This window comes from Pseudonocardia zijingensis (genome assembly GCF_042657305.1).
GTDB classification, from domain to species: domain Bacteria; phylum Actinomycetota; class Actinomycetes; order Mycobacteriales; family Pseudonocardiaceae; genus Pseudonocardia; species Pseudonocardia zijingensis.
In genome coordinates, this window is sequence record NZ_JBHSKO010000020.1 from 124341 (window position 1) to 149196 (window position 24856).

At 71.0% G+C, this 24856-nt stretch carries 19 protein-coding genes; 9 read left to right on the plus strand and 10 right to left on the minus strand.

The window, feature by feature from the left end; genetic code table 11:
- Nucleotides 1-3: 3 nt before the first annotated feature.
- Together ACFPL3_RS30420 and ACFPL3_RS30425 are read right to left on the minus strand one after the other, a co-directional pair.
- On the minus strand, nt 4-2730 hold the full coding sequence (locus ACFPL3_RS30420; protein WP_343946679.1) for a helix-turn-helix transcriptional regulator: 2727 nt from the start codon (nt 2728-2730) through the stop codon (nt 4-6).
- A gap of 23 nt (nt 2731-2753) precedes the next feature.
- On the minus strand, nt 2754-5498 hold the full coding sequence (locus ACFPL3_RS30425) for an ATP-binding protein (RefSeq protein WP_343946678.1): 2745 nt from the start codon (nt 5496-5498) through the stop codon (nt 2754-2756).
- Between the two features lie 194 nt (nt 5499-5692).
- Between ACFPL3_RS30425 and ACFPL3_RS30430 the strand changes: the two genes are divergently transcribed.
- From ACFPL3_RS30430 to ACFPL3_RS30450, 5 genes are all read left to right on the plus strand, one after another.
- Nucleotides 5693-5986: a hypothetical protein gene (locus tag ACFPL3_RS30430; RefSeq protein WP_343946703.1), complete on the plus strand. Its 294-nt coding sequence runs from the start codon at nt 5693-5695 to the stop codon at nt 5984-5986.
- Complete coding sequence (locus ACFPL3_RS30435) at nt 5983-7206, plus strand: bifunctional alpha/beta hydrolase/OsmC family protein (protein WP_379589789.1); 1224 nt, start codon at nt 5983-5985, stop codon at nt 7204-7206. Before ACFPL3_RS30430 ends, ACFPL3_RS30435 begins: the two co-directional genes overlap by 4 nt.
- A gap of 232 nt (nt 7207-7438) precedes the next feature.
- The gene (locus ACFPL3_RS30440; RefSeq protein ID WP_343946677.1) at nt 7439-8299 is read left to right on the plus strand and encodes a DUF427 domain-containing protein; all 861 of its coding nucleotides are present in this window, start codon (nt 7439-7441) and stop codon (nt 8297-8299) included.
- A gap of 51 nt (nt 8300-8350) precedes the next feature.
- On the plus strand, nt 8351-10039 hold the full coding sequence (locus ACFPL3_RS30445) for an MOSC and FAD-binding oxidoreductase domain-containing protein (protein ID WP_343946676.1): 1689 nt from the start codon (nt 8351-8353) through the stop codon (nt 10037-10039).
- Between the two features lie 51 nt (nt 10040-10090).
- A complete protein-coding gene (locus ACFPL3_RS30450; RefSeq protein WP_343946675.1) occupies nt 10091-10522 on the plus strand; it encodes a VOC family protein in 432 nt (143 codons plus the stop codon).
- On the opposite strand, the gene ACFPL3_RS30455 is transcribed toward ACFPL3_RS30450, so the two are convergent.
- Both ACFPL3_RS30455 and ACFPL3_RS30460 read right to left on the minus strand, forming a co-directional pair.
- A complete protein-coding gene (locus ACFPL3_RS30455) occupies nt 10519-10965 on the minus strand; it encodes a DUF5709 domain-containing protein (RefSeq protein WP_343946673.1) in 447 nt (148 codons plus the stop codon). The two genes, ACFPL3_RS30450 and ACFPL3_RS30455, sit on opposite strands and share 4 nt — an antisense overlap.
- 105 nt (nt 10966-11070) lie before the next feature.
- Complete coding sequence (locus ACFPL3_RS30460; protein WP_343946672.1) at nt 11071-13851, minus strand: helix-turn-helix transcriptional regulator; 2781 nt, start codon at nt 13849-13851, stop codon at nt 11071-11073.
- Nucleotides 13852-13996: 145 nt separating this feature from the next.
- Between ACFPL3_RS30460 and ACFPL3_RS30465 the strand changes: the two genes are divergently transcribed.
- Nucleotides 13997-14863 (plus strand): alpha/beta fold hydrolase, encoded by an 867-nt coding sequence (locus tag ACFPL3_RS30465; protein WP_343946671.1) that lies wholly within the window; start codon nt 13997-13999, stop codon nt 14861-14863.
- Nucleotides 14860-17532, plus strand: a complete 2673-nt coding sequence (locus ACFPL3_RS30470; protein ID WP_343946670.1) for a helix-turn-helix transcriptional regulator — start codon at nt 14860-14862, stop codon at nt 17530-17532. Before ACFPL3_RS30465 ends, ACFPL3_RS30470 begins: the two co-directional genes overlap by 4 nt.
- Before the next feature lie 60 nt (nt 17533-17592).
- Here the strand turns inward: ACFPL3_RS30470 and ACFPL3_RS30475 are convergent, their stop codons facing one another.
- On the minus strand, nt 17593-18993 hold the full coding sequence (locus ACFPL3_RS30475; protein WP_343946669.1) for an FAD-dependent oxidoreductase: 1401 nt from the start codon (nt 18991-18993) through the stop codon (nt 17593-17595).
- Between the two features lie 198 nt (nt 18994-19191).
- Between ACFPL3_RS30475 and ACFPL3_RS30480 the strand changes: the two genes are divergently transcribed.
- Nucleotides 19192-19479 carry a ScoMcrA-related endonuclease gene (locus ACFPL3_RS30480; protein WP_343946668.1) on the plus strand — a complete coding sequence of 96 codons (288 nt, stop codon included), beginning with the start codon at nt 19192-19194 and terminating at the stop codon, nt 19477-19479.
- Nucleotides 19480-20093: 614 nt separating this feature from the next.
- Nucleotides 20094-20279 (plus strand): hypothetical protein, encoded by a 186-nt coding sequence (locus ACFPL3_RS30485; protein WP_343946667.1) that lies wholly within the window; start codon nt 20094-20096, stop codon nt 20277-20279.
- A 345-nt stretch (nt 20280-20624) separates the two neighbouring features.
- Here ACFPL3_RS30485 and ACFPL3_RS30490 read toward each other — a convergent pair whose 3' ends face one another.
- The 5 genes from ACFPL3_RS30490 to ACFPL3_RS30510 all read right to left on the minus strand — a co-directional run bounded on the left by ACFPL3_RS30490 (nt 20625) and on the right by ACFPL3_RS30510 (nt 24775).
- Entirely contained in the window at nt 20625-20990 is a 366-nt protein-coding gene (locus ACFPL3_RS30490; protein ID WP_343946666.1) for a hypothetical protein, read from the minus strand.
- 412 nt (nt 20991-21402) lie between these two features.
- Nucleotides 21403-21840, minus strand: coding sequence for a DUF6197 family protein (locus ACFPL3_RS30495; protein WP_343946665.1), 438 nt, complete (start codon nt 21838-21840; stop codon nt 21403-21405).
- Nucleotides 21841-22352: 512 nt separating this feature from the next.
- The gene (locus ACFPL3_RS30500; protein ID WP_343946664.1) at nt 22353-22517 is read right to left on the minus strand and encodes a LuxR C-terminal-related transcriptional regulator; all 165 of its coding nucleotides are present in this window, start codon (nt 22515-22517) and stop codon (nt 22353-22355) included.
- A 230-nt stretch (nt 22518-22747) separates the two neighbouring features.
- The gene (gene wrbA / locus ACFPL3_RS30505; RefSeq protein ID WP_343946663.1) at nt 22748-23365 is read right to left on the minus strand and encodes an NAD(P)H:quinone oxidoreductase; all 618 of its coding nucleotides are present in this window, start codon (nt 23363-23365) and stop codon (nt 22748-22750) included.
- A 69-nt stretch (nt 23366-23434) separates the two neighbouring features.
- Nucleotides 23435-24775: an NAD(P)/FAD-dependent oxidoreductase gene (locus tag ACFPL3_RS30510; RefSeq protein ID WP_343946662.1), complete on the minus strand. Its 1341-nt coding sequence runs from the start codon at nt 24773-24775 to the stop codon at nt 23435-23437.
- Nucleotides 24776-24856 lie beyond the last annotated feature (81 nt).

Here is a 24856-nt window from a genome sequence, read left to right on the forward strand (position 1 = left end):
GCGTCACAGCTGACGACGTGACGTGACACCGAGCTTGCTGAAGATCTTGCTCAGGTGCCACTCCACGGTACGCGGGCTGATGAACAGGCGCGCCGCGATCTCGGCGTTCGAGAGCCCGTCCCGGACGAGCCGGACGACCTGCGCTTCTTGCACGGTGAGCTGTCCGGAGCCGCTCTGGGCGCGCGCCCGGGCGCTCTCGCCGATCGTGCTGAGCTCGCGCGCAGCCAGCACGGCGAAGGCGCGCATGTCCATCCCGGTGAACATGGCGTGGGCCGTCTGCAACTCCTCGCGCGCATCGCCGCGGCGACCCTGCCGACGGAGCCAGATCCCGTAGTGCAGATGGGTCCGGGCGAGCTCGCCACGGATGTGCGTGCGGCCGAGCCGCTCGACGGCTTCGCGGTAGTGCGACTCCGCGGCACCGGCGTCGCTGACCATCGCACGGCAGCGCGCCCGCAGTCCCAGTGCCCAGTCGGTGCCGCTCGCGCGCGCGATCCCGGAAAGGCGTGCCAGCGCGTCGACCGCGGCGTCCACCTGTCCGGCACCGGCCGCGGCGGTGACGAGCTCCACCAACGAGCACCAGGTCATGAGACCCATCTCCTGGTGCGGCTCGGTTGCCCGCCGCGCCGCGGACAGCGCTTGCTGGAAGCGACCGAGGCTGTTGCACAGCAGCGCCTCCGCCCACGATGCGGCGATCATCCCGGTGCCCTCGCCCCGCCGGGTGGCTTCAGCCGTCGCGGTTTCGACCAGCGCGGCGGCCTGCTGTTCCTGTCCACGCCACACCGCGAGCAGCAGCGCGGCGTAGGGCATGTCGTGCACGCCCATCCCGTCCCGGGCGGCCTCGAACTCCTCGAGCAGCCCGCCTGCGGAGGCCAGGTCGCCCGAGAACACCTTGAGGAGTGCTCGGTGGGTCAGGGCCATGGGCAGCGGAGCGAGCGCGCCGGAGGCGCGGGCGGTCTCGACGAACCGACTCGTGAGCGCGTCGAATGCTGCGTACTCCCACAAGTCCATGGACGTGATCGAAGCGAACCAGTGCCAGCGCAGTCCGATGTCGGCGGACGGATCCTCGTCGAGCACCACCTCCAGCGCACGCTTCAGCAGCGGCGCCCCGGCCGGGTACCCGTCGGTGTACCTCACGACGAGACCCTGCAGCAGCAGGTCGGAGGAGCTCTGAGAGCCATCGGGTGCGAGCGCGGCCCGTGCGGCTGCTGAGAGGTCGTGCACGTCCGGCCCGGTCGCCAGGTGAGCGGCGAACCACGCCGCCTGGAGTGCCTCCATGTAGGTCTCCCGGGCCAACCGCACGTCCAGCGCCTCCAGCCGCACCGCCGCCTTGAGCAGCAGCGCCGGCGCCTCCCGACCGTGCTTCACGGTGAACGCGACACGGGCCCGCAGCCGATCCGCCTGGGCCCGCTCCAGAGCGCTCAACGGGCTCGCCTCGGCCAGGGCGAGCAGGCGCAACGCCGCGTCCGCCATGCCGGCGACGTGTTCGGCGAATGCGGCTGCGAGCAGCCGCTTCCCGCGCCGCCCGGCGTCCGGCGTCAGATCCGCGGCGCGCTCGAAGAACGCGGCGGCCGCAGCCGGCCCGCCTCGGGCCTGCGACCGGTCCGCGCACTGCTCCAGCTCGGCTGCGACGTCCTCGTCCGTGCCCGCGGTCGCCTGGGCGCGGTGCCAGGCGCGTCGGTCCGGGTCGGTGGCGGGGTCCGTCACCTCCGCCAAGGCGCGGTGCGCCTGCCGCCGTGCCTCCGGTGCGGCTGCCTCGTAGATCGCCGACCGCAGGAGCGGATGCCGGAACCGCACCCGGGAACCGAACTCGACGAGCTCCGCTGATGCCTCCCGCGCAGCACGGTCGGTGTCCAATCCGATGCCGGCCCGGTCGCTCGCCCGCCACACGAGCACCGGATCGCCCACCGGCTCTGCCGCGGCGATCAGCAGCACCCGCTGCGTCATCGGCGACAACGTGGAGAACTGCCGCCGGAAGCTCTCCGCGATGCGATCCGGCAGCGCCGCGGGGCCGAACCGACCGAATCCACTTCCGATCTCGACCGGTGTGAACCCGCGCGGCAATTCGAGCAGGGCCAGCGGATTGCCCCGGCTCTCGGCGATCACCCGGTCCAGCACCTGAGCATCCACCGGCCCTGGATGCGCCGACACCACCAGCGTCCGGGCGTCGTGGTCCGGTAGCCCGGGGACGTGCATCTCCGGCAGGCCCACCAGCTCCGGCACCGCGTGCTCGTCGCCGGCGTCGCGCACAGCGAAGATCATCCCGATCGACTCGGCCCGAAGCCGTCTGGCGACGAAGCCGAGCACTTGCGCAGACGCGGTGTCCAACCACTGCGCGTCGTCGACCACGCACACGAGCGGCTGCTCGCGCGCCACCTCCGCGAACAGGCCCAGGACGGCCAGGCCGACCATGAACCGATCCGGTGGGCTGCCGATGCGCAGGCCGAACGCAGTGCCGAGTGCTGCGCGCTGGGGCGCCGGCAGGTGCGCCAGGTGGTCCAGCACGGGGGCGCAGACCTGGTTCAGCGCCGCGAAGGCGAACTCCATCTCGGCCTCGACACCGGATGTCCGGACGACCCGGCATCCCGCGGCCGAGCCGAGGACGTGCTCCAGGAGCGCGGTCTTGCCGATACCAGCTTCTCCGCGGACCACCAGGGCCCGGCTCTCCCCGCTCTGGACATCGGCGAGGAGCTGTTCGAGCAGCGCGCGTTCGCCCGCCCTGTCCAGCAGCACGTGGTCAACCCTCCGGCGTGAGCTCAGCGACGCAACTGCCGACGAGAGCTGATCCCGAGCTTGCCGAAGATGTTGCCCAGGTGCCATTCGACCGTGCGGGGACTGATGAACAACCGCGTGGCGATCTCCGCGTTCGACAGGCCTTCGCGCACCAGCCGGACGATCTGAGCCTCCTGCGTGGTGAGTTCACCGGAGACCGGCTCGACGGGCTTGCGGACCGCTGCCCCGGTGGCGCCGAGTTCGCGCACCGCCAGCCCCGCGAAAGCCTCCATCCCCATCGCGGTGAACATCACGTGCGCCTCGCGGAGCTGCTCACGCGCGTCGTTGCGCCGGTTCTGGCGCCGCAGCCACTCCCCGTAGTGCAGGCGAACGCGAGCGAGCTGACCCCGGATCCGGGTACGGGAGAGGTGGTCGATCGCCTCCACGTACGCGCTCTCAGCCGCTCGGCCCGCACTCAGCAGCGCCCGGCAGGTGGCTTCCAGACCCAGTGCCCAATGCGTGCCGCTGGCCCGTGTCAGCTGTTCGAGGCGCTGCAGCGCGTCGGCCGCGGCATCGCGTCGATCGATTCGGGAGGCCGCGGTGACGAGCTCGACGAGGGGCGCCCACGTCAGGATGCCCCTCTCCTGAGGCGGCGCGGCGGCCTGCTCCGCCGCGGCGAACGCCTCCTCGAACCGCCCCAACCCGTTGAACAGGACGGCACACGCCCAACCGGCGGTGATGGACCCCAGTCCTTCACCCCGCCGGTCGGCGTCGGTGGCGGTCGCCGCGACCAGATCGCCCGTCACCGCTTCCCGGCCCTGCCACGCCGCGAGCAGTTGCCCCGTGTAGGCCGGGACCGGGATCCCGGTGCCGTCCTCGATGCCGTGCATCTCCTCGACGAGCGCAGCCGCGGCAACCAGGTCACCGGCGAAGATGTCGACGACGATGCGTGTGGTCAGCGCGAGCGGGAGGGTGGCCAACGCGCCGGTGTCACGGGCGAGGCCGACGAATCTGGCGGTGACGATGTTGGCGGTGTCGTCGTCGCACAGGTCGACGGCGGCGGCGCTCGCGAACCACAACCATCGCAGCCCCTCCTCGTCGGACAGGCCGGGGTCGCGGAACGCGCGCAGAGCCTGCTGCACCCTCGGGACGCCGGCCGCGAAGCCGGCGGTGTAGCGCACGGCGAGACCATCGAGCAGCAGGTCCGCGGCACGTGGCGGTCCTCCGGGCGCGGGCGCCTCTGCGGCCGCGCGCGCCACCTCACGGATCGTCACCCCGCCGGGGGGATCGGCCGCGTACCACGCTGCGCGCAGCGCATCCAGGTACGTTTCGCGAGCCAACCGGGCATCGAGCCGCTCCAGCTGCATCGCTGCCTTCAGGAACAGCAGCGGCGTGTGCCGGCCCCGGTCCACGGTGAACGCGATGCGGGCGCGCAGCAGCTCCGCTCGAGCACGCGGGAGCTCGGCGAGGGGGCCGGCCTCGGCGAGCGACAACAGACGCAGGGCCGCCTCGGGCATGCCAGCCAGATGTCGGGCCTGGGCGGCGGCGAGCGCCCTGTGCCCGCGCTGCGCCAGATCCGGTGTCAGGGCGGTGGCCCGCTCGAGGAAGGATGCGGCTGCGACGAGCCCGCCGCGCGATTGCGCCCGACCGGCGGATCGCTCCAGCTCGGCCGCGACGTCCTCGTCGGGCTCGACGGTCGCTTGAGCGAGGTGCCACGCACGCCGGTCGGGGTCGGACGCTGGATCGACCACCTCACCCAGCGCCTGATGTGCATGTCGACGCTGCTCCACGGACGCGGCGTTGTAGATCACCGAACGCAGGAGCGGATGCCGGAACCGCACGGGGGACGCGAACTCGACGAGCCTGGACGCCTCCTCTCGTGAGGATGCCGTCGTCATGGTGTCGATGCCCAGCCGGTCGACGGCGCGCCACAGCAGCACCGGATCACCCACTGGTTCGGCCGCGGCCACCAGCAACACCTGCCGGGTGGCCGGCGACAATTCCTCGATCTGCCGGCGGAAGCTCTCCTCGATCCGCCGCGGCACGCTCACTAACCCGAACGAGCCGAACCCACCCGCGAGCTCCGCGGGCGTGAATCCTCGCGGCAGTTCCAGGAGCGCCAGCGGGTTGCCCCGACTCTCGGCGATCACGCGTTCGAGCACCCGGTCGTCGACCGGCCCGGTGTGCGCCGAGGTCAACAACGCCCGAGAGTCCTCGTCGGTCAGCGCCGTGACGCGGAGCACGGGAAGACCCACCAGCTCAGGCAACTCGGCGTGATCCTCGGCATGGCGCGCTGCGAAGACGACGGCCACCGACTCGGCCCTCAACCGTCGAGCGACGAACCCGAGCACCTGCGCCGAAGCACGATCCAACCACTGCGAATCGTCGACCACGCACAGCAGTGGTTGCTCCCGTGCCACCTCGGAGAACAGTCCCAACACGGCCAGGCCGATCACGAACCGATCCGGCGGACTGCCCACGGCAAGACCGAACGCCGTGGCCAAGGCTTCGCGCTGCGGTGCAGGCAGGACCTCCAACCGGCCGAGCATCGGCGCGCAGATCTGGTGCAGAGCGGCGAAGACGAGTTCCTTCTCGGCTTCGACGCCGGTGGTGCGCACGACGCGGAAGCCGACCGCCTGACCGAGGACGTGGTCGAGCAGCGCGGTCTTGCCGATGCCCGCACCGCCCCGCACGACGATCGCGCGGCTCTCCCCGATACGGACGTCCGCCAGCAGACGGTCGAGCACTGCGCGCTCGCCATCCCTGTCGACCAGCTTCCCTGTCAGCATGTCGAGCTCATCTCGGCGCAACTGAGGAGCGGGGCCTCCTCTCCCCCGGATCTCCGGCTCGGCCACGTCGCGGCCAGGACCGGAGATCTCCAGGCTGGAGCATACGAGGAGCGGGCCGAGAGCCGGTGGCGGTGTGACCGGGGAGCACCCGGATGCGATCGACGCCCGGACCAGCAGACAGTGGATGCGTGCTCGTGGGATTTCCGAACCTCGAGGCCGGTGCCACCACCTCGTACCTGGCCACCGGTCGTCTCGAGGCCGACGCGGTGTGTGACGGCCGGTTCACGCCCGTACTGCGCTGTGAAGATCCACCACGGACGATCACGTTGGAGTTCACCGAGCAGATGCAGGAGCTGGTGTTGACCAACCTCTGCCGGTGGGTTGCGGTGAAGGGCCACCTTCATCCTGTGGGATCAAACCGATACCGGCTCGAGGTGCACGGTCCTCGAGCGGCGCGCCGGATCGATGGAGGAGACCTGTGGCGTTGAGCAGGAAACTCGAGTTCCCGGGCTCGCAGGGTGCGCCGCTGGCCGCCCGGCTCGACCTGCCGGAGACCGAACCCCATGCCTACGCGCTGTTCGCGCACTGCTTCACCTGCGGCAAGGACGTGGTCGCGGCGGCCCGGATCGCGCGGGCGCTGACCGGAAGCGGCATCGCGGTGCTGCGCTTCGACTTCACCGGGCTCGGAGGTTCGGGTGGCGACTTCAGCAACACGCACTTCAGCTCGAACATCGACGACCTCGTGCGCGCAGCCGATCACCTGCGGGAACACTTCACGGCGCCGTCGATCCTGATCGGGCACTCGCTCGGCGGAGCCGCCACGCTGGCGGCGGCGCACCTGATCCCGGAAGTCCGGGCGGTAGCCACCATCGGCGCCCCCGCCGACCCGCAGCACGTCGTCGGATTGCTCGAGCACGGGGCCAGGATCGGACAGGACGGCGATGCCGAGGTCGTCCTCGGCGGCCGCGCCTTCCACGTCCGCCGCGAGCTGCTCGAGGACCTGGCGGAACAGCCGCAGGCCGAACGGATCAGCAAGCTCGGTGCCGCGCTGCTCGTGATGCACTCGCCCACCGACGAGCTGGTCGGCGTGGACAACGCCAGGCGCATCTTCGACACGGCGAGGCACCCGAAGTCCTTCATCGCCCTCGACGGCGCCGACCACCTGCTCACCGCGCCGGACGACGCCGCGTACGTCGCCGCGGTGCTCGCGCCGTGGGCACGGCGCTATCTGCCCGAACCTGTTGGACCGACGCCGGACGGAGGCCGCGAAGGTCGCGTCGTCGTGTCCGGCACACGGCCGGGCACGCTCGCCCAGCACATCGACGCCGGGCCCCACCACCTGGTGGCGGACGAGCCCCTGCCGATCGGGGACGACACCGGCCCCACCCCCTACGACCTGCTGCTCGCCTCGCTCGGCGCGTGCACCGCGATGACCCTCCGGCTGTACGCGCAGCGCAAACACTGGCCGCTGGCCGACGTCACGGTGTCGCTGCGCCACTCCCGCATCCACGCCGAGGACTGCACGAACTGCGAGACGGAGGCAGGCATGCTCGACCGGCTCGAGCGCGTCGTCGAGCTGGACGGAGACCTCGACGACGATCAACGCGCCCGTCTGATGGAGATCGCCGACCGCTGCCCGGTGCACCGCACGTTGCAGTCGGAGATCGTGATCGACACGACCGGTCGCACGCCGAACCCTCGAACCTGAGTCTCGGCGTCCGGGCGGGCGACGAGCGGGCCGCGGTCCCGGCCGGTCCGCCTTCAGGGCTGCGGCACTACCCGGCACGGCCACCCACCGGGGGATTCGCCAGCACGCCGTGCACAACACAGTAGGTATCGCACGTCCGGCGCACTCGCAGTCTGTTCGCGCTCACCACACCTTCCTCACCGGCGTCACCCCGGCCGTTGCCGGGATCCCCACCTGACGAAAGGACCGAGCCATGGGCCTGTCCTGGCAGCAAGGCCCGCTGGGCACCGCGCCCGTCGGACGCTTCCTCGTGCCCGACCCGCTCCCGGATCGGCTGTTGTTCGCCGAACCCCTGCGCAGACGGATGCGCGTCCGCTTCGGAGGCGAGTGGATCGCCGACAGCGAGGACGTCGTCCTCCTGCACGAGCCCGGCCGCTACCCCGTCGCCTACTTCCCACTCCCCGCGGTCGCGCTGGGAGCGCTGCGCCCGGTCGAAACCGTCACCACCCACCGCGATCTCGGCCCGACCTCGTGGTTCGCCGTGCACGCCGGCGAGCGGACGACGCGCCGCGCGGCCTGGCAGCACACCGCGCTCCCGCCCCACGCGAGCGAGCTCGCCGACCGGGTGGCCTTCGCCTGGCGGGCGATGGACGCCTTCTACGAGGAGGACGAGCGCATCGTCGGCCACGCCGCCGACGCCTACCACCGCAACGACATCCGTGACACCTCCCGGCACCTCGTCGTCCGCGTCGGCGACCGGGTCGTCGCGGAGACCAGCAAGCCCGTCGTGCTGTACGAGTCCGGCTTCGCGCCGCGCTGGTACGTGCGCCGCGGCGACGTCGACGCCACCGCGCTCACGCCGGTCGAGGGCCAGACCTTCTGCCCGTACAAGGGCCTGGCCAGCTACTACGACGTCGCCGGGGTCGCGCGCGCCGCCTGGTCCTACACCGACGCCTGGCCCGAGGTGGCCCGGGTGCGCGACCACGTCTCCTTCGAACCGGACCTGGTCACGGTCACCCTCGACGGCACGGTCCTGCGCCTCGAACCGGGCCAACACGTCACCCCGCACGGCGTGGACCGCGGGCTCACCACCGACGAGATCCCGACCGGCTGACCGACGCCGGCCCTGCACAGATCGGAGCCCCTCATGCCGACCCTGGTCTCAGTGAACGTCGGGCTGCCGCGCGGCGTCGCCTGGAACGGCGTCACCGTCCACACGGGCGCCTGGAAGGACCCGGTCGACGGAGCTCGGATGGTCCGCCGCCTCGGGGTGGAGGGGGACGGGCAGGGCGACACCTACGGCCACGGCGGCCCCCACCGCGCCGTGCTCGTCTACCAGGTCGAGTCCTACGAGTACTGGCGCGAACAGCTCCGTCGGGACGACCTCGCGCCCGGCACGTTCGCCGAGAACCTCACGGTGGAGGGACTCAGCGACGACGAAGTCTGCATCGGGGACCGCTACCGCATCGGGGAGGCCGAGTTCGAGGTGAGCCAGCCGCGGGTGACCTGCTTCCGTGCAGGCCTGCGAATCGGGGAGCCGGAGCTGGCGGCCAAGCTCGTCGCCCACCACCGGCCGGGGTTCTACATGCGCGTGATCTCCGAGGGTCGCGTACGCCCCGGGGACCAGATCGTCCGGATCGCCCTCGGGCCGGGACGGGTGAGCGTCGCGGCCGTCGACGCCCTGCTCTACCTGCCCGGCCGCGACCTCGCGACGCTCCGGCGGGCGGTGCGGATCCCGGCGCTGAGCCCCGGTTGGCAGACCTCGTTGCGGCAGCTGCTCGACGACCGGCCCGTCGGCGAACCCGCGTGGCCGGGTTTCCGGGAGCTGCGGGTCACAGCCGTCGTCCGCGAGAGCCCGTCGGTGTCCTCGGTGCACCTCGCCGCCCTCGACGGGACACGACTGCCCGCGGCAGGCCCAGGGCAGTACCTGGCGGTCCGGGTGCCGGCCGCCGAGCCGGCTCCGGTGCGCAGCTACTCCCTGTCCTCCGCCCCTGGCGCGGACACCTACCGGATCAGCGTGAAACGCGAACCGGGCGGAGTGGTCAGCGGCTACCTCCACCAGACGCTCCGGCCCGGCGCGCTCCTGCAGGCCGCCGCGCCACGAGGCGAGTTCGTGCTGGACGACGGTGCCGGACCCGTCGTCCTCGTCTCGGCGGGCATCGGTGTCACCCCGGTACTGGCGATGCTGCACCAGCTCGCCGATCACCGCAGCGAGCGCGAGGTGTGGTGGCTGCACGCCGCTCGCCGCTCCGGCGAGCAGGTCTTCGCGGCGGAAGCCCGCGACCTGCTCGCTGCGCTCCCCCGCGCCCGCGCCCGCGTCTACTACAGCCGCGGCACCGGACGGAGCGGTGATCCGCACATGGTTGCCGGGCGGTTGTCCGCACCGCGGATCGCCGAGCTCGACCTGCCTCCGGGCGCCACCGCCTACGTCTGCGGACCGTCCGGGTTCATCGCAGATGTGACCGAGGCGCTGCGAACCGCAGGCCTGGATGGCGCCCGGATCCGAAGCGAGACGTTCGGCACCCTCGCCCCGATCACGCCGGGCGTCGTCGATCCGTCCCGCCGGGCGCCCCATCCTCCCCCGGGGGCGCCCGGTGGCGGGCCGCTGGTGACGTTCGCCCGGAGCGGCGTCACCGCCGGGTTCGACACGGAGCGGGCCAGCGTGCTCGAACTCGCCGAGGCCTGCGACGTACCGACCCGCTGGCAGTGCCGCTCCGGGGTGTGCCGCACCTGCGAGACCCCGCTCCTGTCCGGCGAAGTCGACTACACGCCCGCACCACTCGACGCACCGGCGCCGGGCAGCGTGCTGCTGTGCTGCGCCCGTCCGCGCACGGCGCTCGTGCTGGACGTGTGAACGGCCGCGACGGACCCACCCCCCCCCCCCCACCTGAGGAGCGCAAACACCGTGGACTTCCGCCTCGAGGTCGTCGTGCTGCCGGTCTCGGACGTCGACCGGTCACTGGCCTTCTACACCGAGCAGGTCGGATTCACGCTCGACATCGACTACCGCCCCAGCGCCGACTTCCGGGTCGTCCAGCTCACCCCACCCGGCTCGGCGTGCTCGATCCAGCTCGTGGCCGCTCCGCCCGGGCGGCACCCCGACCCGGACCGCAGCATCTACCTGGTGGTCGTCGACATCGACCTCGCGCGCGCCGAGCTTCTCGACCGCGGAGTCGACGTGGGCGACATCCGGCACAAGGCGGCCGGCAATCAGTGGCGCGGCGGCTGGGAGCCCGCCGTCGATCCGGAACGGCGCGACTACGCGAGCTTCCTCGACTTCACCGATCCCGACGGGAACCGCTGGGTCCTGCAAGAGCGCGGCTTCCCCGGGGACTAGGACCCGTCCTGGTCGCGCTCGTCCGGCACGATGTGCACCGCGGCCTCTTCGGCGGACGCCGAGCCGCCGTCGATGCCCACGTCGACCGCGTACAGGTACCGGTACTCGTCGACGTCGCCGTCGTACTCGGCCAGCCGCCCGGAGGGAGCGGTTCCGACTTCCTCGTCGTAGAGCTCGCCGTCCGTGTCCTCGGCATCCCCGAGTCCGTCGCCGCCGGCCGCTCGGACCTCCGGCAGCTCGCGGGCGAGGCGCGCTGCGAGGCTCTCGTGGCCGGCGGCTTCGCGTGGGGTCAGGCCCCACCCTCCGACGGCCCACGGCCGTTCGGGCGCCGAGTACCCCTCGTCCAGAACGTCCCCGATGCCGATGTCGACGAGGCTGTCTTCCGGTTCGAGCAGCCCTGAGTCCGTGTCGACCCCGTCGACGCCGTCGCTGTCGTCACCCATCGTGCATCCTCCGGTCCGCGCGGCTCCCCACCGCGCCCCGCGATGCTGCGCCGTCGGCGCGCCCATCGCATCCGGGTGCTCCCTCGCGCCCGGCCGGGATGTCGGTCACGCTCCGCGGCTGTCCGGCAGCGCTCGGTCGAGTTGGCTGCGGGAGGTGACGCCGAGCTTGGTGAACACCTTGCGCAGGTGGTACTGCACGGTGTGCGCGCTGATGAACAGGCGGGAGGCGATCTCCGGGTTCGACAGCCCGTCGCGGGCCATGCGGGCGATCTGCGTCTCCTGGGCGGTGAGCTCGTCGTAGCGGCTCGCGTCGGTGCGCTTGCGGACCGCACCACCGGCGGCACGCAGCTCGCGGTTCGCGCGCTCGGCGAACGCGGTCATCCCCATGGACTCGAGCATGGTGTGAGCCGTGCGCAGTTGCTCCCGCGCGGCGTTGTGGCGGCGCATCCGGCGCAGCCACTCCCCGTACAGGAGGTGGGTGCGGGCCAGTTCGGCGCGCAGCCTGGTCCGGCCGAGGTGGGCGATCGCGTCGCGGTACAGCCCGTCGGCCGCGTCGCCCACGGTCAGCAACGCCTGTGAACGGGCCTGCAGCCCGAGCGCCCAGTCCGTGCCGCTGGCCGTGGTCATCTCGGTGAAGCGGTCGAAGACCTCGCTCGCAGCCCCGACCTGATCGGTGCGCGCCGCGGCTTCGAACAGTTCGACCGCCGGGAAGATCAGAGAACCCGGGTCGGGTGCGTAGGCGGTGCCCCGCTGGGCGGCGGACAGCGCGTCGTCGTAGTGGCCGAGCCCGTTGCCGAGCAGGGCCCTCGCCCACTCGGCGAAGGTGATCCCGACGCCTTCCCCGCGTCGGGTCACGTCCCGCAGCGCCGCCTCGTGGAGGTCGGACACCGCGGCCGCGTCGCCGCGGAACGCCGCGACACCCAGGGCACCGTAGGGCGCCAGGGTGGCACCGGTCGCGTCTCCGATGGCCTGCGCCTCGCCGGCCAGGGCTGTCGCCCCGTCGAGGTCCCCCGCGAACAGGAGCATGTAACCGCGGGTCGTGAGGGCCAGGGGGAGTTCGGTCAGCGAGCCGAGCTCGCGGGCGAGCTGGACGTGCCGCGCGGACAGCGTGTCCCACCGACCGTCGTCCCAGAGCCGCAACGTGGTGGTGGTCGCGAGGAAGAGCCAGTGCAGCTCCTCCTCCGCGGACATCCCGGTGCCGAACCCGGCCAGCGCGGCGCGGAGCGAGGGCAAACCGGCCGCGTACCCGTGGGTGTAGGAGGCGAGCGTCCCGTCCAGGAGGAGGTCGGGCACCCGGGTCTCGTCGTCCGACGGTGGTGGTGCCGCGCGAGCAGCTCGCGCGATCTCGAGCACGCCCGCACCTTCGCCCGCCAGGCGGCCGGCGAAGATCGCGGCGCACACCGCGTCCAGGTGCGTCGCGCGGGACAGCCCGGGGTCGACGGGTCCGAGCCGGGTGGCGGCCTTCAGCAGCAGGGGCGGGGCATCGCTCCCCCGGTTCGTCACGAACGCCAGCTGCGCACGGATCATGTCGGCCTGCGCGCGCTGGCGGTCGTCGAGCGGCTCCGTGTCCGCCATGGCCAGCAGGTCGTGCGCCGTGTCGAGCGCACCGGCGTGGATGTGGGTCTCCGCAGCGGCGAGTGCCCGAGCCGCCCGCTTCGCCGGATCGAGCGTCAGCGTCGCCGTGCGGAGGAGGAACGCCGCGGCGGCGGCAAGCCCGCCGCGAGCCCGGGCTCGGTTCGCCGAGTGCTCGAGTTCAGCGGCCACCTCCTCGTCGGTCCCGGACACGGCCTGTGCACGGTGCCAGGCGCGGCGGTCGGGGTCCGACTGCGAGTCGGTGGCTTCGGCCAGGGCGCGATGGATTTGCCGACGCTCCTCCGGAGATGCTGATCGGTAGACCGCCGAGCGGGTCAGGGGGTGCCGGAACCGGATCCGGACACCCAGCTCGACCAGGCCCGCCTCCGCCGCCGGTACACCGGCGTCAGGCCCGATGCCGAGCAGAGCGGCTGCCCGCCAGACCAGTGCCGGATCCCCGGACGGGTCGGCGGCGGCCACGAGCAGCAACCGCCGGGACGGATCCGGGAGGGCGCCGACCTCGCGGGCGAAGCTCCCCTCGATGCTGCTCGAGAGCGTCACCGCGCCCGGAAGTCCGAACCCGCCCGCCAGTTCCGCGGGCGTCAGCCCCCGCGGCAGCTCCAGCAGGGCCAGCGGGTTGCCGCGGGTCTCGGCGATGATCCGGTCCCGGACCTGCGCGTCGACCGGCCTGACCAGCACGGTGTCCAGCAGTGCTCCGGCATCCGCCGGGCGCAGGCCGCCCACCTCCAACGCCGGCAGCCCACCCAGGTCACCGTCGACCACCCTGGTGGCCACGATCAGACCCACCGCTTCGGTGCCCAACCGCCGGGCGACGAACGCGAGAACCTGCGCGGAGGTGCGGTCGAGCCACTGGTAGTCGTCGACCAGGCACATCAACGGCCGTTCCTGTGCGGCGTCGGAGAGCAAGCCCAACACGGCCAGGCCGACCAGGAACCGATCCGGTGTGATCCCCGCGCTCATCCCGAACGCGGTGCGCAACGCCTCCCGCTGCGGTTGCGGCAGCATGTCGAGCCCGGCCAACAGCGGAGCACACAGTTGGTGCAACCCCGCGAACGGCAGTTCCATCTCCGACTGCACGCCGCTGCCGCGCAGAACGTGGTAGCCCAGCGCCTGCACACCCACGTAGTCCAGCAGCGCGGTCTTCCCCACACCGGGCTCCCCGTGCACCACCAGCGGCCGGCTCTCCCCCGCGCGCACCGCGCCGATCAGCTGGTCGAGCACCGTGCACTCGGCCCGACGACCGATCAGCTCCGCGGAGCGTCGCCACCTCGACATCTCCGGAGAACCGTGCACGGCACCACGGTAGCCACTGGTCAGCGGCGGAGGTGACGGCTACCCGCCGGGGGATGCCGCTGCCCGTGCGTCGGCAGCAGGCTCGAACCGAACCGCGCAGGGGTGCTCGCCCACCGTCAGCGGCGTGGTGACGAACGGAGCAGACATGGCGACGGTGCACCACCGCTACGCGACCGTTCGAGGGCAGTGCCTGTTCTACCGGGAGGCGGGCCCGGCGGACGCGCCGACCGTGGTGCTGCTGCACGGTTTCCCGACCAGCTCGACCATGTTCCGCAACCTGATCCCGCTGCTGGCCGACCGGTACCACGTGATCGCCCCGGACCACCTGGGCTTCGGCTTCTCCGACGCGCCGGCGGTCGAGGAGTTCGACTACACCTTCGACGCGCTCGCCGACCTCACCGTGGACCTGCTGCGGCAGCTGCACGTCGACCGGTTCGCCCTGTACGTGCACGACTACGGGGCGCCCGTGGGCTGGCGCGTGGCCGTGGCGAGGCCCGACGCGGTCTCCGCGATCATCTCGCAGAACGGCAACGCCTACGACGCCGGTTTCGCCGAGGAGTTCTGGAGGCCGGTGCGCGAGCACTGGGCGCGGCCGACACCGCAGACCACCGCCGCGCTCCGGCAGACGTTGACGCTCGAGGCGATCCGCTGGCGGTACATGCACGGCGTTCCCGACCCGACCCTCGTCAGCCCGGACACCTGGTACCACGACTTCCACCTGGTGAGCCGGCCGGGGAACGATCTGGTCCAGTTGCGGCTCCTGACCGACTACGCGCGCAACCCCCCGATGTACCCGGAGCTGCACGCCTACCTGCGCAGAAGCCGGGTCCCGCTGTTGGCCGTCTGGGGTCGCAACGACGAGATCTTCCGGCTGGAGGGCGCTCTCGCCTTCGTCGACGACGCCCCGCACGCGGAAGTGGTGCTGCTCGACGGTGGCCACTTCCTCCTGGAGAGCCACCTCGATGCGGTCGCCGGCACGGTCCGCGGATTCCTCGAAAGGTCGATCAGGTGAATGACGGGAGCACGTCGCACGCGCTCGTCGGCCGCGGCGACGAGTGCGCACTGCTGGAACAACTACCGCGCAAGGCGGGAGCCGGACACAACGCCGTCCTCGTGGTGCGCGGTGCGCCGGGGATCGGCAAGACCGCGCTCCTGGACCGGGCGGCAAGGCTTGCGTCGCACTGCCACACGGTGCGGGTGCGCGCAGTGGCCGCGGAAGCCGAGCTGCCGTACTCGACCCTGCACCTCCTGTGCTCCGCTCTCGCTGCCGAACTCCCCGGCCTGGCGGAGCACCAGAGGGACGCGCTCGAGACGGCCATCGGGCTGCGGGCGGGCCCGGCAACGGACCGGTTCATCGTCGGGGTCGCGACCGCAGCCCTGCTGGCGATGGCCGCTGCAACCCAGCCGCTCTTCTGCATCGTCGACGACATCCAGTGGCTCGACGCAGCGTCCGCCGACGTGCTCGCGTTCGTCGCGCGGCGGTTGGACGCGGTGCCCGTCGCCCTGTTGCTCGCGGGGCGCGGCAACGGCTTCCCGGGCCTGCCGGACCTCGTCCTCGACGGCCTCGGCGACGCCGACGCACGTCGGCTGTTGGAGTCGCACCTCCCCGCGGCCGTGGATGAGAACGTGCTCGAGCGGATCGTGGCGGAGGCACGAGGCAATCCACGGGTGCTGCTCGACGCAGCGCGGCGCGTGTCGCCGGTGGAACTCGCCGGTGGCTACGGCCTCGTCGGCGGGAACGCCGCCGTCCACGTCGACCTCGCCCGGTTGACGCCTGACAGCAGGCTGTTGCTGCTCCTGGCGGCAGCCGAACCGCTGGGGGATCCGGCACGCGTGTGGCGGGCGGCCGCCGCGCTCGGGATCGCTGCCGACGCCGCGGACCAGCTCGAGGTGGAGGAGCTGGTGTCCTTCGGGTCCTGGGTCACCTTCCGGGATCCGCAGTTGCGGTGGGCGGTCTACGGACGGGCATCTGCCGCTCAACGGCGTCGGGTGCACGCCGCGCTGGCTGCTGCGACGGATCGCGCCGCCGACCCGGACCGCCACGCCTGGCACCTCGCGCATGCGCTGCAGGGACCCGACGACACGGTCGCGGAGGCGCTGGCGGACACCGCCGAGACGGCTCGCGGCCGGGGTGGGCTCCCGGCCGAGGCCGCCTTCCTCGAACGCGCCGCGCTCTGCACCACCAAGTCCGCGCCGCGCGTGGAGCGGACGATCGCCGCGGCCGAGACCTACCGGAGCATCGGCGCCGTCGATGCCGCCACGCGCCTGTTGGCGAGGGCTGAACGCGGGCCGGTCGATGCGGTGAGCGGTGCGCGGTTGCGCCAGGTGTGGGCGCGCATGGCCTTCGACGCAACCCGCAGCCGAGCCGCCGTCGCGCAGCTGCTGGACTCCGCAGAGGATCTGGCGAGATGCGCACCGCGACACGCCCGGACCGCCTACCTCGAAGCGTTGGGCGCAGCCATCTTCACGGGGCACGTGGACGTGGTGCGCACCGCCCTGACCAGGTTGGCCGGGAGCCGGTCCCAGAGGACGGACCGATTGCTGGAGGGACTGGCCCAGCGGTGCACCAACGGCTACGCGGCGGGCGTCGAGCCGCTCAAGCTCGCACTGAAGACCCTCGACAACGACCACGCCGTCGACAGCGGTTCTCGGCTGCTCGGGTGCCTCATCGCACCCGACCTCTGGGACGACGACCGGTGGGACGAGCTGACCGGTGCAGAGGTCGAACGCGTGCGGAACGCGGGTGCCCGAGCGGTCCTCCCGTACGTCCTCACCCACCGCGCGCTGGTGGAGATCCACATCGGGCGTTTCGACACAGCCCGATCTCTGGTCGAGGAGGCGAGAGCGCTGACCGACGCCGCCGGCGTGCCGCCCTTCCCCCACGCTGACCGTGTGCTGGCCGCATGGCGCGGCCGGAGGAACCCCGAGCTGGAGTCCGGCGAGCCCGACGGAGCGGGGATGGTCGCCGCCACGCAGGGCTACGCCACGGCCGTTCTCTGCAACGGGCTCGGCGCGTACGGGGACGCCGTCGCCGTGACGCGCGGCGTCCTCGACCGCGAGGCTCTCGAGTTGCAGGGGTGGTCGCTCGCAGAGCTCGTCGAAGGAGCGGTGCGCTCCGGTGAGCTCGCTACCGCGAGCGACGCCCTCGAACGGCTCTCCGAACGCGCATGGCTGAGCGGCACCGACTGGGCGTTGGGTGTCGAGGCCCGGTCGCGGGCGCTGCTGCAGGACGGCCGGGCGGCCGAGGATCTCTACGCCGAAGCGATCGGCCGGTTGGAGCGATCACGCATCAGGACGGACCTGGCCCGCACGCAGCTGGTGTACGGCGAGTGGCTGCGTCGGCAGGCCAGGCGGGTCGACGCCCGGGCGCCGCTGCGGGCCGCGCACGATGCGTTCGTCGAGATGGGCGCCGAGGCGTTCGCGACCCGTGCGATGCGGGAGTTGCTCGCGACGGGCGAGCGCCCGCGGAGGCGCACACCCGCAACCCGTGCCCCGCTCACGGAGCAGGAAGTGCGCATCGCAGCGCTGGCCCGCGACGGCCGGTCCAACCCGGAGATCGCGACGGTGCTCTCCATCAGCCCACGAACCGTCGAGTACCACCTGCACAAGGTGTTCACCAAGCTCGCCATCAGGTCCCGGACCGAGCTGCACTTGGTGCTCACGGGCGATGAGCGGGCGTAACGACGGCCCCGCATCGTCAGGACACCGGAGCCCGGCGCATTGCTCCTCCACTCTCGTTCCTCACCCGTCGTCACTGCGCACGACCGCGCCGATGACGTCGTTGAACGCTTCCGTCGACGACGGGTGCGTGTAGATGCTGTCGCGCAGTTCGCCGGCCTTGATGCCGTGACGCATCGCCAACGCAACGGTGTTGATCAGCTCTTGCGCATCGACGCTGAGCAAAGCGGCACCCAGGATTTCATCGGTATCCACATCGATCACGAACTTCATCACGCCGCGTGTTTCCCCGACGACGTAGGCGCGCGGCATCGCCACGATCTCCGCGACCGGTTGGCTCGCCGCCTTCACCCGGAAACCGGCGTCGCGGGCCTCCCGCTCGGTCAAGCCCACGTTCGCCAGCGGAGGCGTCATGAACAGCGTCCGAGGAACAGCCACCCGATCGGCCGTCGTGCGCTTGCCATCCCCCAGGAGCTGGTCGAGGACGATGCGACTGTCGTCCAGCGAGACGTAGGTGAACTGCGGGCCACCATTGACGTCTCCGAGTGCGAAGATGTGGGGCTGGCTGGTCCGCAGGTACTCATCGACCTCCACCGCTCCCCTGCTGGTGGTGCGCACTCCCGCCGCCGCGAGCCCGAGCCCCTCGGTAGCCGGCCGGCGACCGGCGGCCGCCAGCACAGCGTCCACCGCGACCGTGTGCTCCCGGCCGTCGTTCATGTACCGGACCGTCGCCCCACCGGCACCGTCCCGGATCTCCGTGACATTCGCGCCGGTGACGATGTTGACACCCTCATCGACGAGGATGCCCTCCGCCACCGCTGCGACGTCGTCGTCCTCCCGCTCCAGGATCCTGGACGTCGACTCGAAGAGGGTGACGCGCGAACCGAACTGGCGGTAGATGGAGGCGAACTCGATCCCGAGGTAGCCACCGCCCACGATCGCCAGGTGTTCCGGCAGCACGGTCCGGTGGATCAGATCGGTGCTGGTCACCAGGTACTCGCTGGTTCGCAAGCCCGGGATGTCCGGGATCACCGGCGTCGACCCGGTGTTGATCAGGATGTGATCGGCCTCCACCGTGACCCGATCATCGGCGGTGTCGACGCTGACGGTGTGCGGACCGACGAACTCGGCGTGCCCCGTGAGGACGGTGGCACCCACGTCCTCGGTCATCGCGTCGAAGTTGCCCTTCCGGAACAGCGACGTGATGGCGTGCACCTCGCCGATCGCACGCTCGTACCAGTCCTGCGGCGGATCTGACGGGCGACGCGCGTGAGCACGGTGCACCAGCGCCTTCGTCGGCACGCAGCCCACGTTCGGGCAGGTGCCCCCGTACATCTGATCGGACTGCTCGACCACGACGACGCGCTTACCCGCACGACCCATCGCAGCGGCGACGGCCTTTCCGCCCTTGCCGAAACCGACGACCAGTACGTCGGCCCGAAGTGAACGCACAGCACTTTGCATGATCTGGACCCTCTGCTCAGGAATGGACGCGGTAGTACTCCGTGCACCGTGCTCGCGGAGCGAGCACATCGCATCCGGGTCCTCCCCTGCCGGAGCTCCAGCTCATCGAAACGGCTGGGGAGTACCTCGATGCGAGGGGCCGTCCGGGCGAGCACGCTGCTGTGAGAGCCAGGCGTGGGCGACCGAGGAGAGTGCCGGATGGTGACGTGGAACCGCGTGACACGGAACGACGTGCTGCACGCGATCGAGGAGTACGACCGCCTGGGATCCGACAACTTCTTCCGCGAACGCGGCTTCGGGCCTTCTCGGACCTATGAACTCGTCTGGGAGGATCGTCGTTACCCGCACAAGGCGCTCCTCGGTGCAGCGTACGAGTTCGCCACGGGGCAGCGCCTCGCCTCGGGCGATTTCGAAGGCGGGAAGGCCGGAGCGGTGGCGGTGCTCAGGAGACTCGGCTTCACCATCGCGCCGCGGCGCTCGGCCTGAGCAACAGGGAACAAGCAGTTCCCTGCGAGTCCAGGAAACGCTCCAAATCACGTGGCGCCGGCCAGAAGCCGGGCACAGGGGGCAGCAGATGAGTACATCGTCATCACAGAACACCCGGACACAGGTGGCGTTGAACGCGAGGATCCGCCCTCGCGCGCTCCACATCCGATGTCATCTGCCTAGGTCGAGACGTGTGGTTAGTGCGCAACTCCCTCCTCGGACACCCAGACGTTGCACACCTGCAACGAACGACGTACCAGTGTCAGAACGCGCTTGAACACGCGCGCGCAGCAGCGACGCGCCCATGGCGGTGGTCGTCGTGACCAACGCCGCCGTCGCGCCCCTGCTGCTCCCGCCACGGACACCTAGCGCTGGAGCAGCACATCCGCCCCGGGCGGCCGCTGTCCCTCGCCGCGGATTGGCGCTACCGCAGCCACCGATCACCCGGACGACGGACACCGTCTACGGGATGTCCGTCCTCGACCGCGGCTGGCGGATCGCCGATCGCGCGGCGCTCGCCACGCTGGGCTGGACGCCTGGCACCAGGCTTCGCGTCCACATCAACCACAATGCAGGCGGAGTCGTCGCGGCATCTCGCACGGCGGAGCGTGCAGGTGACCGCGCAGCCGGTCGGCGCGGCGGTCTGGAAGCAGGTGCCCTCGACCTACCTCGTCTGCGCCCGGGACCTGGGGATCCCGCCCCGGCGGCTGCAGCACGAGTTCCCCCGCAAGGTCGGCAGCGTCGTCGAACTCGACGCAAGGCATCACCCGTTCCTCTCCCGGGCCGGCGGCGGTCCGTGACCTGTATGTCATCGAGTGAATCGATCATCACGTAGACCTCGGCATCCTGATCACGGTCGGAGCGGATGCGCCATCCACCTCGGACCGCGCCGCCGCACAGTGCGCTCGGGCGTCGTTGATCGCGTCGACGCTGGGGCCGATCAATGCTGCGATCGCGTCCTGGAACCACTTCGGGCGGCTCTCCGCATCGGCGAGCCGCTTACTCGCCCGTCGTGCGCGCTCGGCTTCTCGTCGTTGCATGCGACCACGAAGTCCGCGTGATCGAGCCCGGGCCCCGGTGCAGGAGCACACGGGATCGCCCGGCACGATGCGTGTCGATCACCAGCCTGCCGCGGTGCTTACAGGTCAGGCATCTGCCGCCGGCTCCTCCGAGTGCTGCCACCGCGGGTACTCGCCATCGCGCCACTCGAACGGGTCCCCGCTGCAGTCGACGCCGCCGTCCGAGCGGACACCGATGTGTCGCTCCGGCCAGTCGGCCGGGTGGCCCGCATCGCGGACGCAGCGGTACCGCTTGCCTACGAGGCTCGGGTACCTGCCGTCCTCATGCGGCGCGACCTCAGCGGGGCACTGCTCGGTGGCCGGGTCGGCGACGCCTTCCTCGTCGTAGCGGTCACTGGCCCAGCCGCCATGGCAGGTCTCGCACCGGAACGAGCCGCCGTCGTAGCCGACTTCCTCGACGCAGATCGGGCAGAGCACGGACTGCGCGACCAACGGCGGGAGCGGTGAGCGCTTAGCCGCTTTCACCGGGGTGCCGTCCGATGGGGCGCTGGGAGGGGCCGGGTATCCGGCTCGCCGGGCCTGTCACCCCAACCAGGAGAGGTAGGCCTCCACACGCCGTCGGCGTTGTATCGGGACGGGGTGGGTGGCGGCTCCAACCGCACGACGTTCTTCGCGCCACCCATTGGCTCTTTCCGCTCCCCCGGTATCGGGTGACGCCGTTCAGACATGGCAGACACCCCCGGGCAGCGCGGGTACCCTCACCGTAGCGCCCTGGGGCTGCGCGACGGCACCGGTCAGCATCAGCCCGAGCTCGTTGAGCAGGCTCCGGATCGTCACCTCCACGGCGGTCCCGCAGCGACGGCGTCGGCTCGCTCGTTCCAGGCGCCGTGACTGGTCGTCCCGCTCATGCCGGAACGCCTGCCTGAGCGCGGACCTGTGCGGCGGCGTAGCGGAGCCGTGCCACAACCTCCTGGTTCCCGGCGTTGTCCGACCAGTCGTAGAGGTCCTCGGCCTCCCTGAACTCGAGGACCTTCATCACGGTAGCCATCACGAGATGCGGACGGTCGGGCTCGGTGACACCGGTCTCAGGGTTGTAGCTGCTGACCCCGACGAACGTCTTCTCGGCGTCCATACCGTCGCGGTATCCCGACACTGCCGCGAGCGCTCCCACCGTGCAGCAGGGAATCCCGGGCTCATATGGCTGGAAGAGGGCCCATGTCCAGTAGTCGCCGACCTCCAGTCCATCGGACTCGATGAGTGCGGCGGCCTGGTCGATGAGATCGGCGACCTGTGCGGGCGACAGATCCTTGGTGATCGGTGTGTCGGGCAGTGCCTTCGCCATCGCGGGTTCCACTCAGGGCTCGGATCAGTTGGGATGGATTTGATCATGACGTTCAGATCGTTACCGCTATCGTTCGTCCAACACCCGCGCAACCCGAGGTCGAGCTCCTGTAGTGGTCGAACTGCGAACCGATCGCATCGTCCGAAACCAGCCGATCTGGCAGGTCCGCCGGGTAGCGGGCGGCCATCACTCCACCCAGCGGACGTCGGTGGGGACGACAGAAGGCGTTGCGGAAGGACAGGAACGGTGTCGGATCGAACTCCCGATCGGCCACTGCACTGATTGCGAGTGCAATCGTGATCGAAGACCTCCTGCGCCGGGGACGTGGCTGATTGACATGCCCTGAAGGATCGTCACCGGAGCGCACCACGTCCGCCCGGTGAGCGCCAATTCGCTCTACCTGGAAGCAGGGATATCAACTACCCTGCTGGCGGGCACGTACATGTTCCGCAGTGCTGCCCCTGGACCGTGGTCAGGGCGTGCCCGCACTTCGGCGCCCAGCACGCCGCAGGTCAGCCGTTGCCGAGGAACGTGAGGACGGCCAGCACGCGGCGGTGGCTTTCAGCAGCCTCCGGGATGCCCAGCTTCGCGAGGATGCTGCGGACGTGCTTCTCGATCGTCCCCTCGGCCAGCCACAGCCGGTGGGCGATACCTGCGTTGGACAGCCCCTCGGCCATTCGCTCAAGGCGGATTGCACCCGGCCGTGAGGCTGTTACCGGTCAGGCTGCGCCGCGGCCATGCAGGACCTCAACGGTCGGTTTCCCGATGTCACTGGTGCCCCCGGTGATCAGAGCTGCACCTGCCGACATGATGACGGCTCCGCATGGGTTGTCGAGTTGACTCGATGGACGTTGCCGCTCGAGCGGCTGTGTCAAGGCGACGTCGCCGGCGGAGCGGAAGAGTCGGATCAGGCGGCGAGACCCGACTTGACGGCGGTGGCGATCGTGGCGACTCGCTTGCCTTGGTACGCCGCGGCCGCACGGGCCGTGTCATCGACCGGAATGGCACCTTGGCCATTGACGTGACTGGTTCCGTACGGATTCCCGTCGACGAACTTGATGGGGTCGGTGTAGCCGGGAGCGACGACGATCCCCCCAAAATGGTGGAAGCTGTTGTACATCGCAAGCAGCGTGGATTCCTGCCCGCCGTGAGCCGTTGCGGTTGCGGTGAAGCCGCTGTAGACCTTGTCGGCGAGCAGGCCCTGCGCCCACAGGCCGCCGAGGGTGTCGAGGAACTGCTTCAGCTGGCTCGAGACGTTGCCGAAACGGGTCGGCGTGCCGAAGACGACTGCGTCGGCCCACAGGATGTCGTCGTGCGTGGCGACGGGGACGTCCTGGGTGGCGGAACAGTGATCAGCCCAGCCCTGGTTCGAGGCGATCGCCTCCTCGGGGGCGAGTTCCTGAACCTTGAGGAGTCTGACGTCGGCACCGGCGTCCTTCGCTCCCGAGAGAACGGAGTTGGCCAGTTCGTAGACGGTGCCGGTCGACGAGTAGTAGACGATTGCAACCTTGGTGAGTTCGGGCATTCTCTCGACCCTTTCAGAAGTTGACGGGACACTGACGACAGGGACATCGCGCTCACATGTATGCGTGGTTCATGGCGGGTCCTGCTCGCTCATCACGGCGGGTTCGCCGCCGTTGACGAATGCGTCGCGCGGGTGTTGCACCGATGCCAGCGAGAGGATGTCCCGACCGAACAACCCGGCGGTCAGCCAGATCAGGAGCACCCGGACCTTGCGTTCCCAGCTGGGCACGGCCAGCAGGTGGTAGCCGCGGTGCATCAGCCAGGCGAGCGGCCCTGTGATCACGAGCCGCTGGTACTGGAAGATGCCGTGACCGATGCCGAGCGTCGCAACAGCGCCGAGGCCGTGATGGCGGTAGCTCTTCGGCTTTCCGCCGTGCAACGTCGCGGCGATGTTGCGGGCGAGCAGCTTGCCCTGACGGACGGCGTGTTGGGCGTTCGGCACTGTGCGGGTGCCCGGAGTCGGGGAGGTGAGGTCCTCGATCCCGGCGTCGTCCCCGGCGGCCCACGCGTCCGGCACCGGCTCGGTGTCGGTGCCGACCCGCAGGTCGGGCCGGGTGAGGAGGAACCCCCGCTCGTCCACCGGTAGGTCGGTGTGCATGCCCACGACCGGGTTCGCCGCGTTGCCCGCCGTCCAGACGATGAGCTCCGAGTCGAACTCCTCGCCGGTGGAGAGCACAACGTGACCGCCGGTCGCCGACTTGACCTGTGCGTCCAGGTGCACCCGCGCACCGCGCTGTTGCAGGAAGCGCACGACCCAGCGGCCGTTCGGCTCCGTGACCTCGGGCAAGATCCGGCCTGACGCCTCGACGAGGTGGAACCGCAGCTCGTCGTGATGGAGCTCGGGATAGCGCCGGAGCAGCGCGGTCGCCAGCGACAGCAGCTCGGCGAAGCCCTCCACGCCGGAGAAGCCGCCGCCGACGAAGGTAACGGTGAGCAGCGTCTCCCGACGCGGGCCCGGCGGTAGCGTCGCCGCCCGGTCGAACGACGTCAGCAACCGGTCGCGGATCGCGACCGCCTCCTCCACGTGCTTGAGCCCGATCGCCCGCTCGGCGATACCGGGAACCGGGAACTTGCGCGTGACCGCACCTGCGGTGACCACGATGAGGTCATAGCCGAGTTCGAACTGGTCGCCGTCGTCCGGCCGGACCGTGACCACGCGGTGCTCGTGATCGATCGCGCTGACCATCCCGGCGACGACCCGTGTGCGGTGCAGGTGACGACGCAGCGACACGGCGGCGTGCCGGGCCTCGATCGACCCGGCCATCACCTCGGGCAAGAACGGCTGGTAGGTCATGTACGGGCGCGGATCAACCACCGTCACCTCGGCCTCGCCCCGCCGCAGCTTCTTCTCGAGTCTCCAGGCGGCGTAGAAGCCGGCGTAACCACCGCCGACGATCAAAATCTTGCGCATGGCGCCTTCTGTTCCTTGGTTGCACCAGCCGGGGATACAGGCATGCCGACAACGGCAGCATCGTCGAGGGCGGTGTTCAGC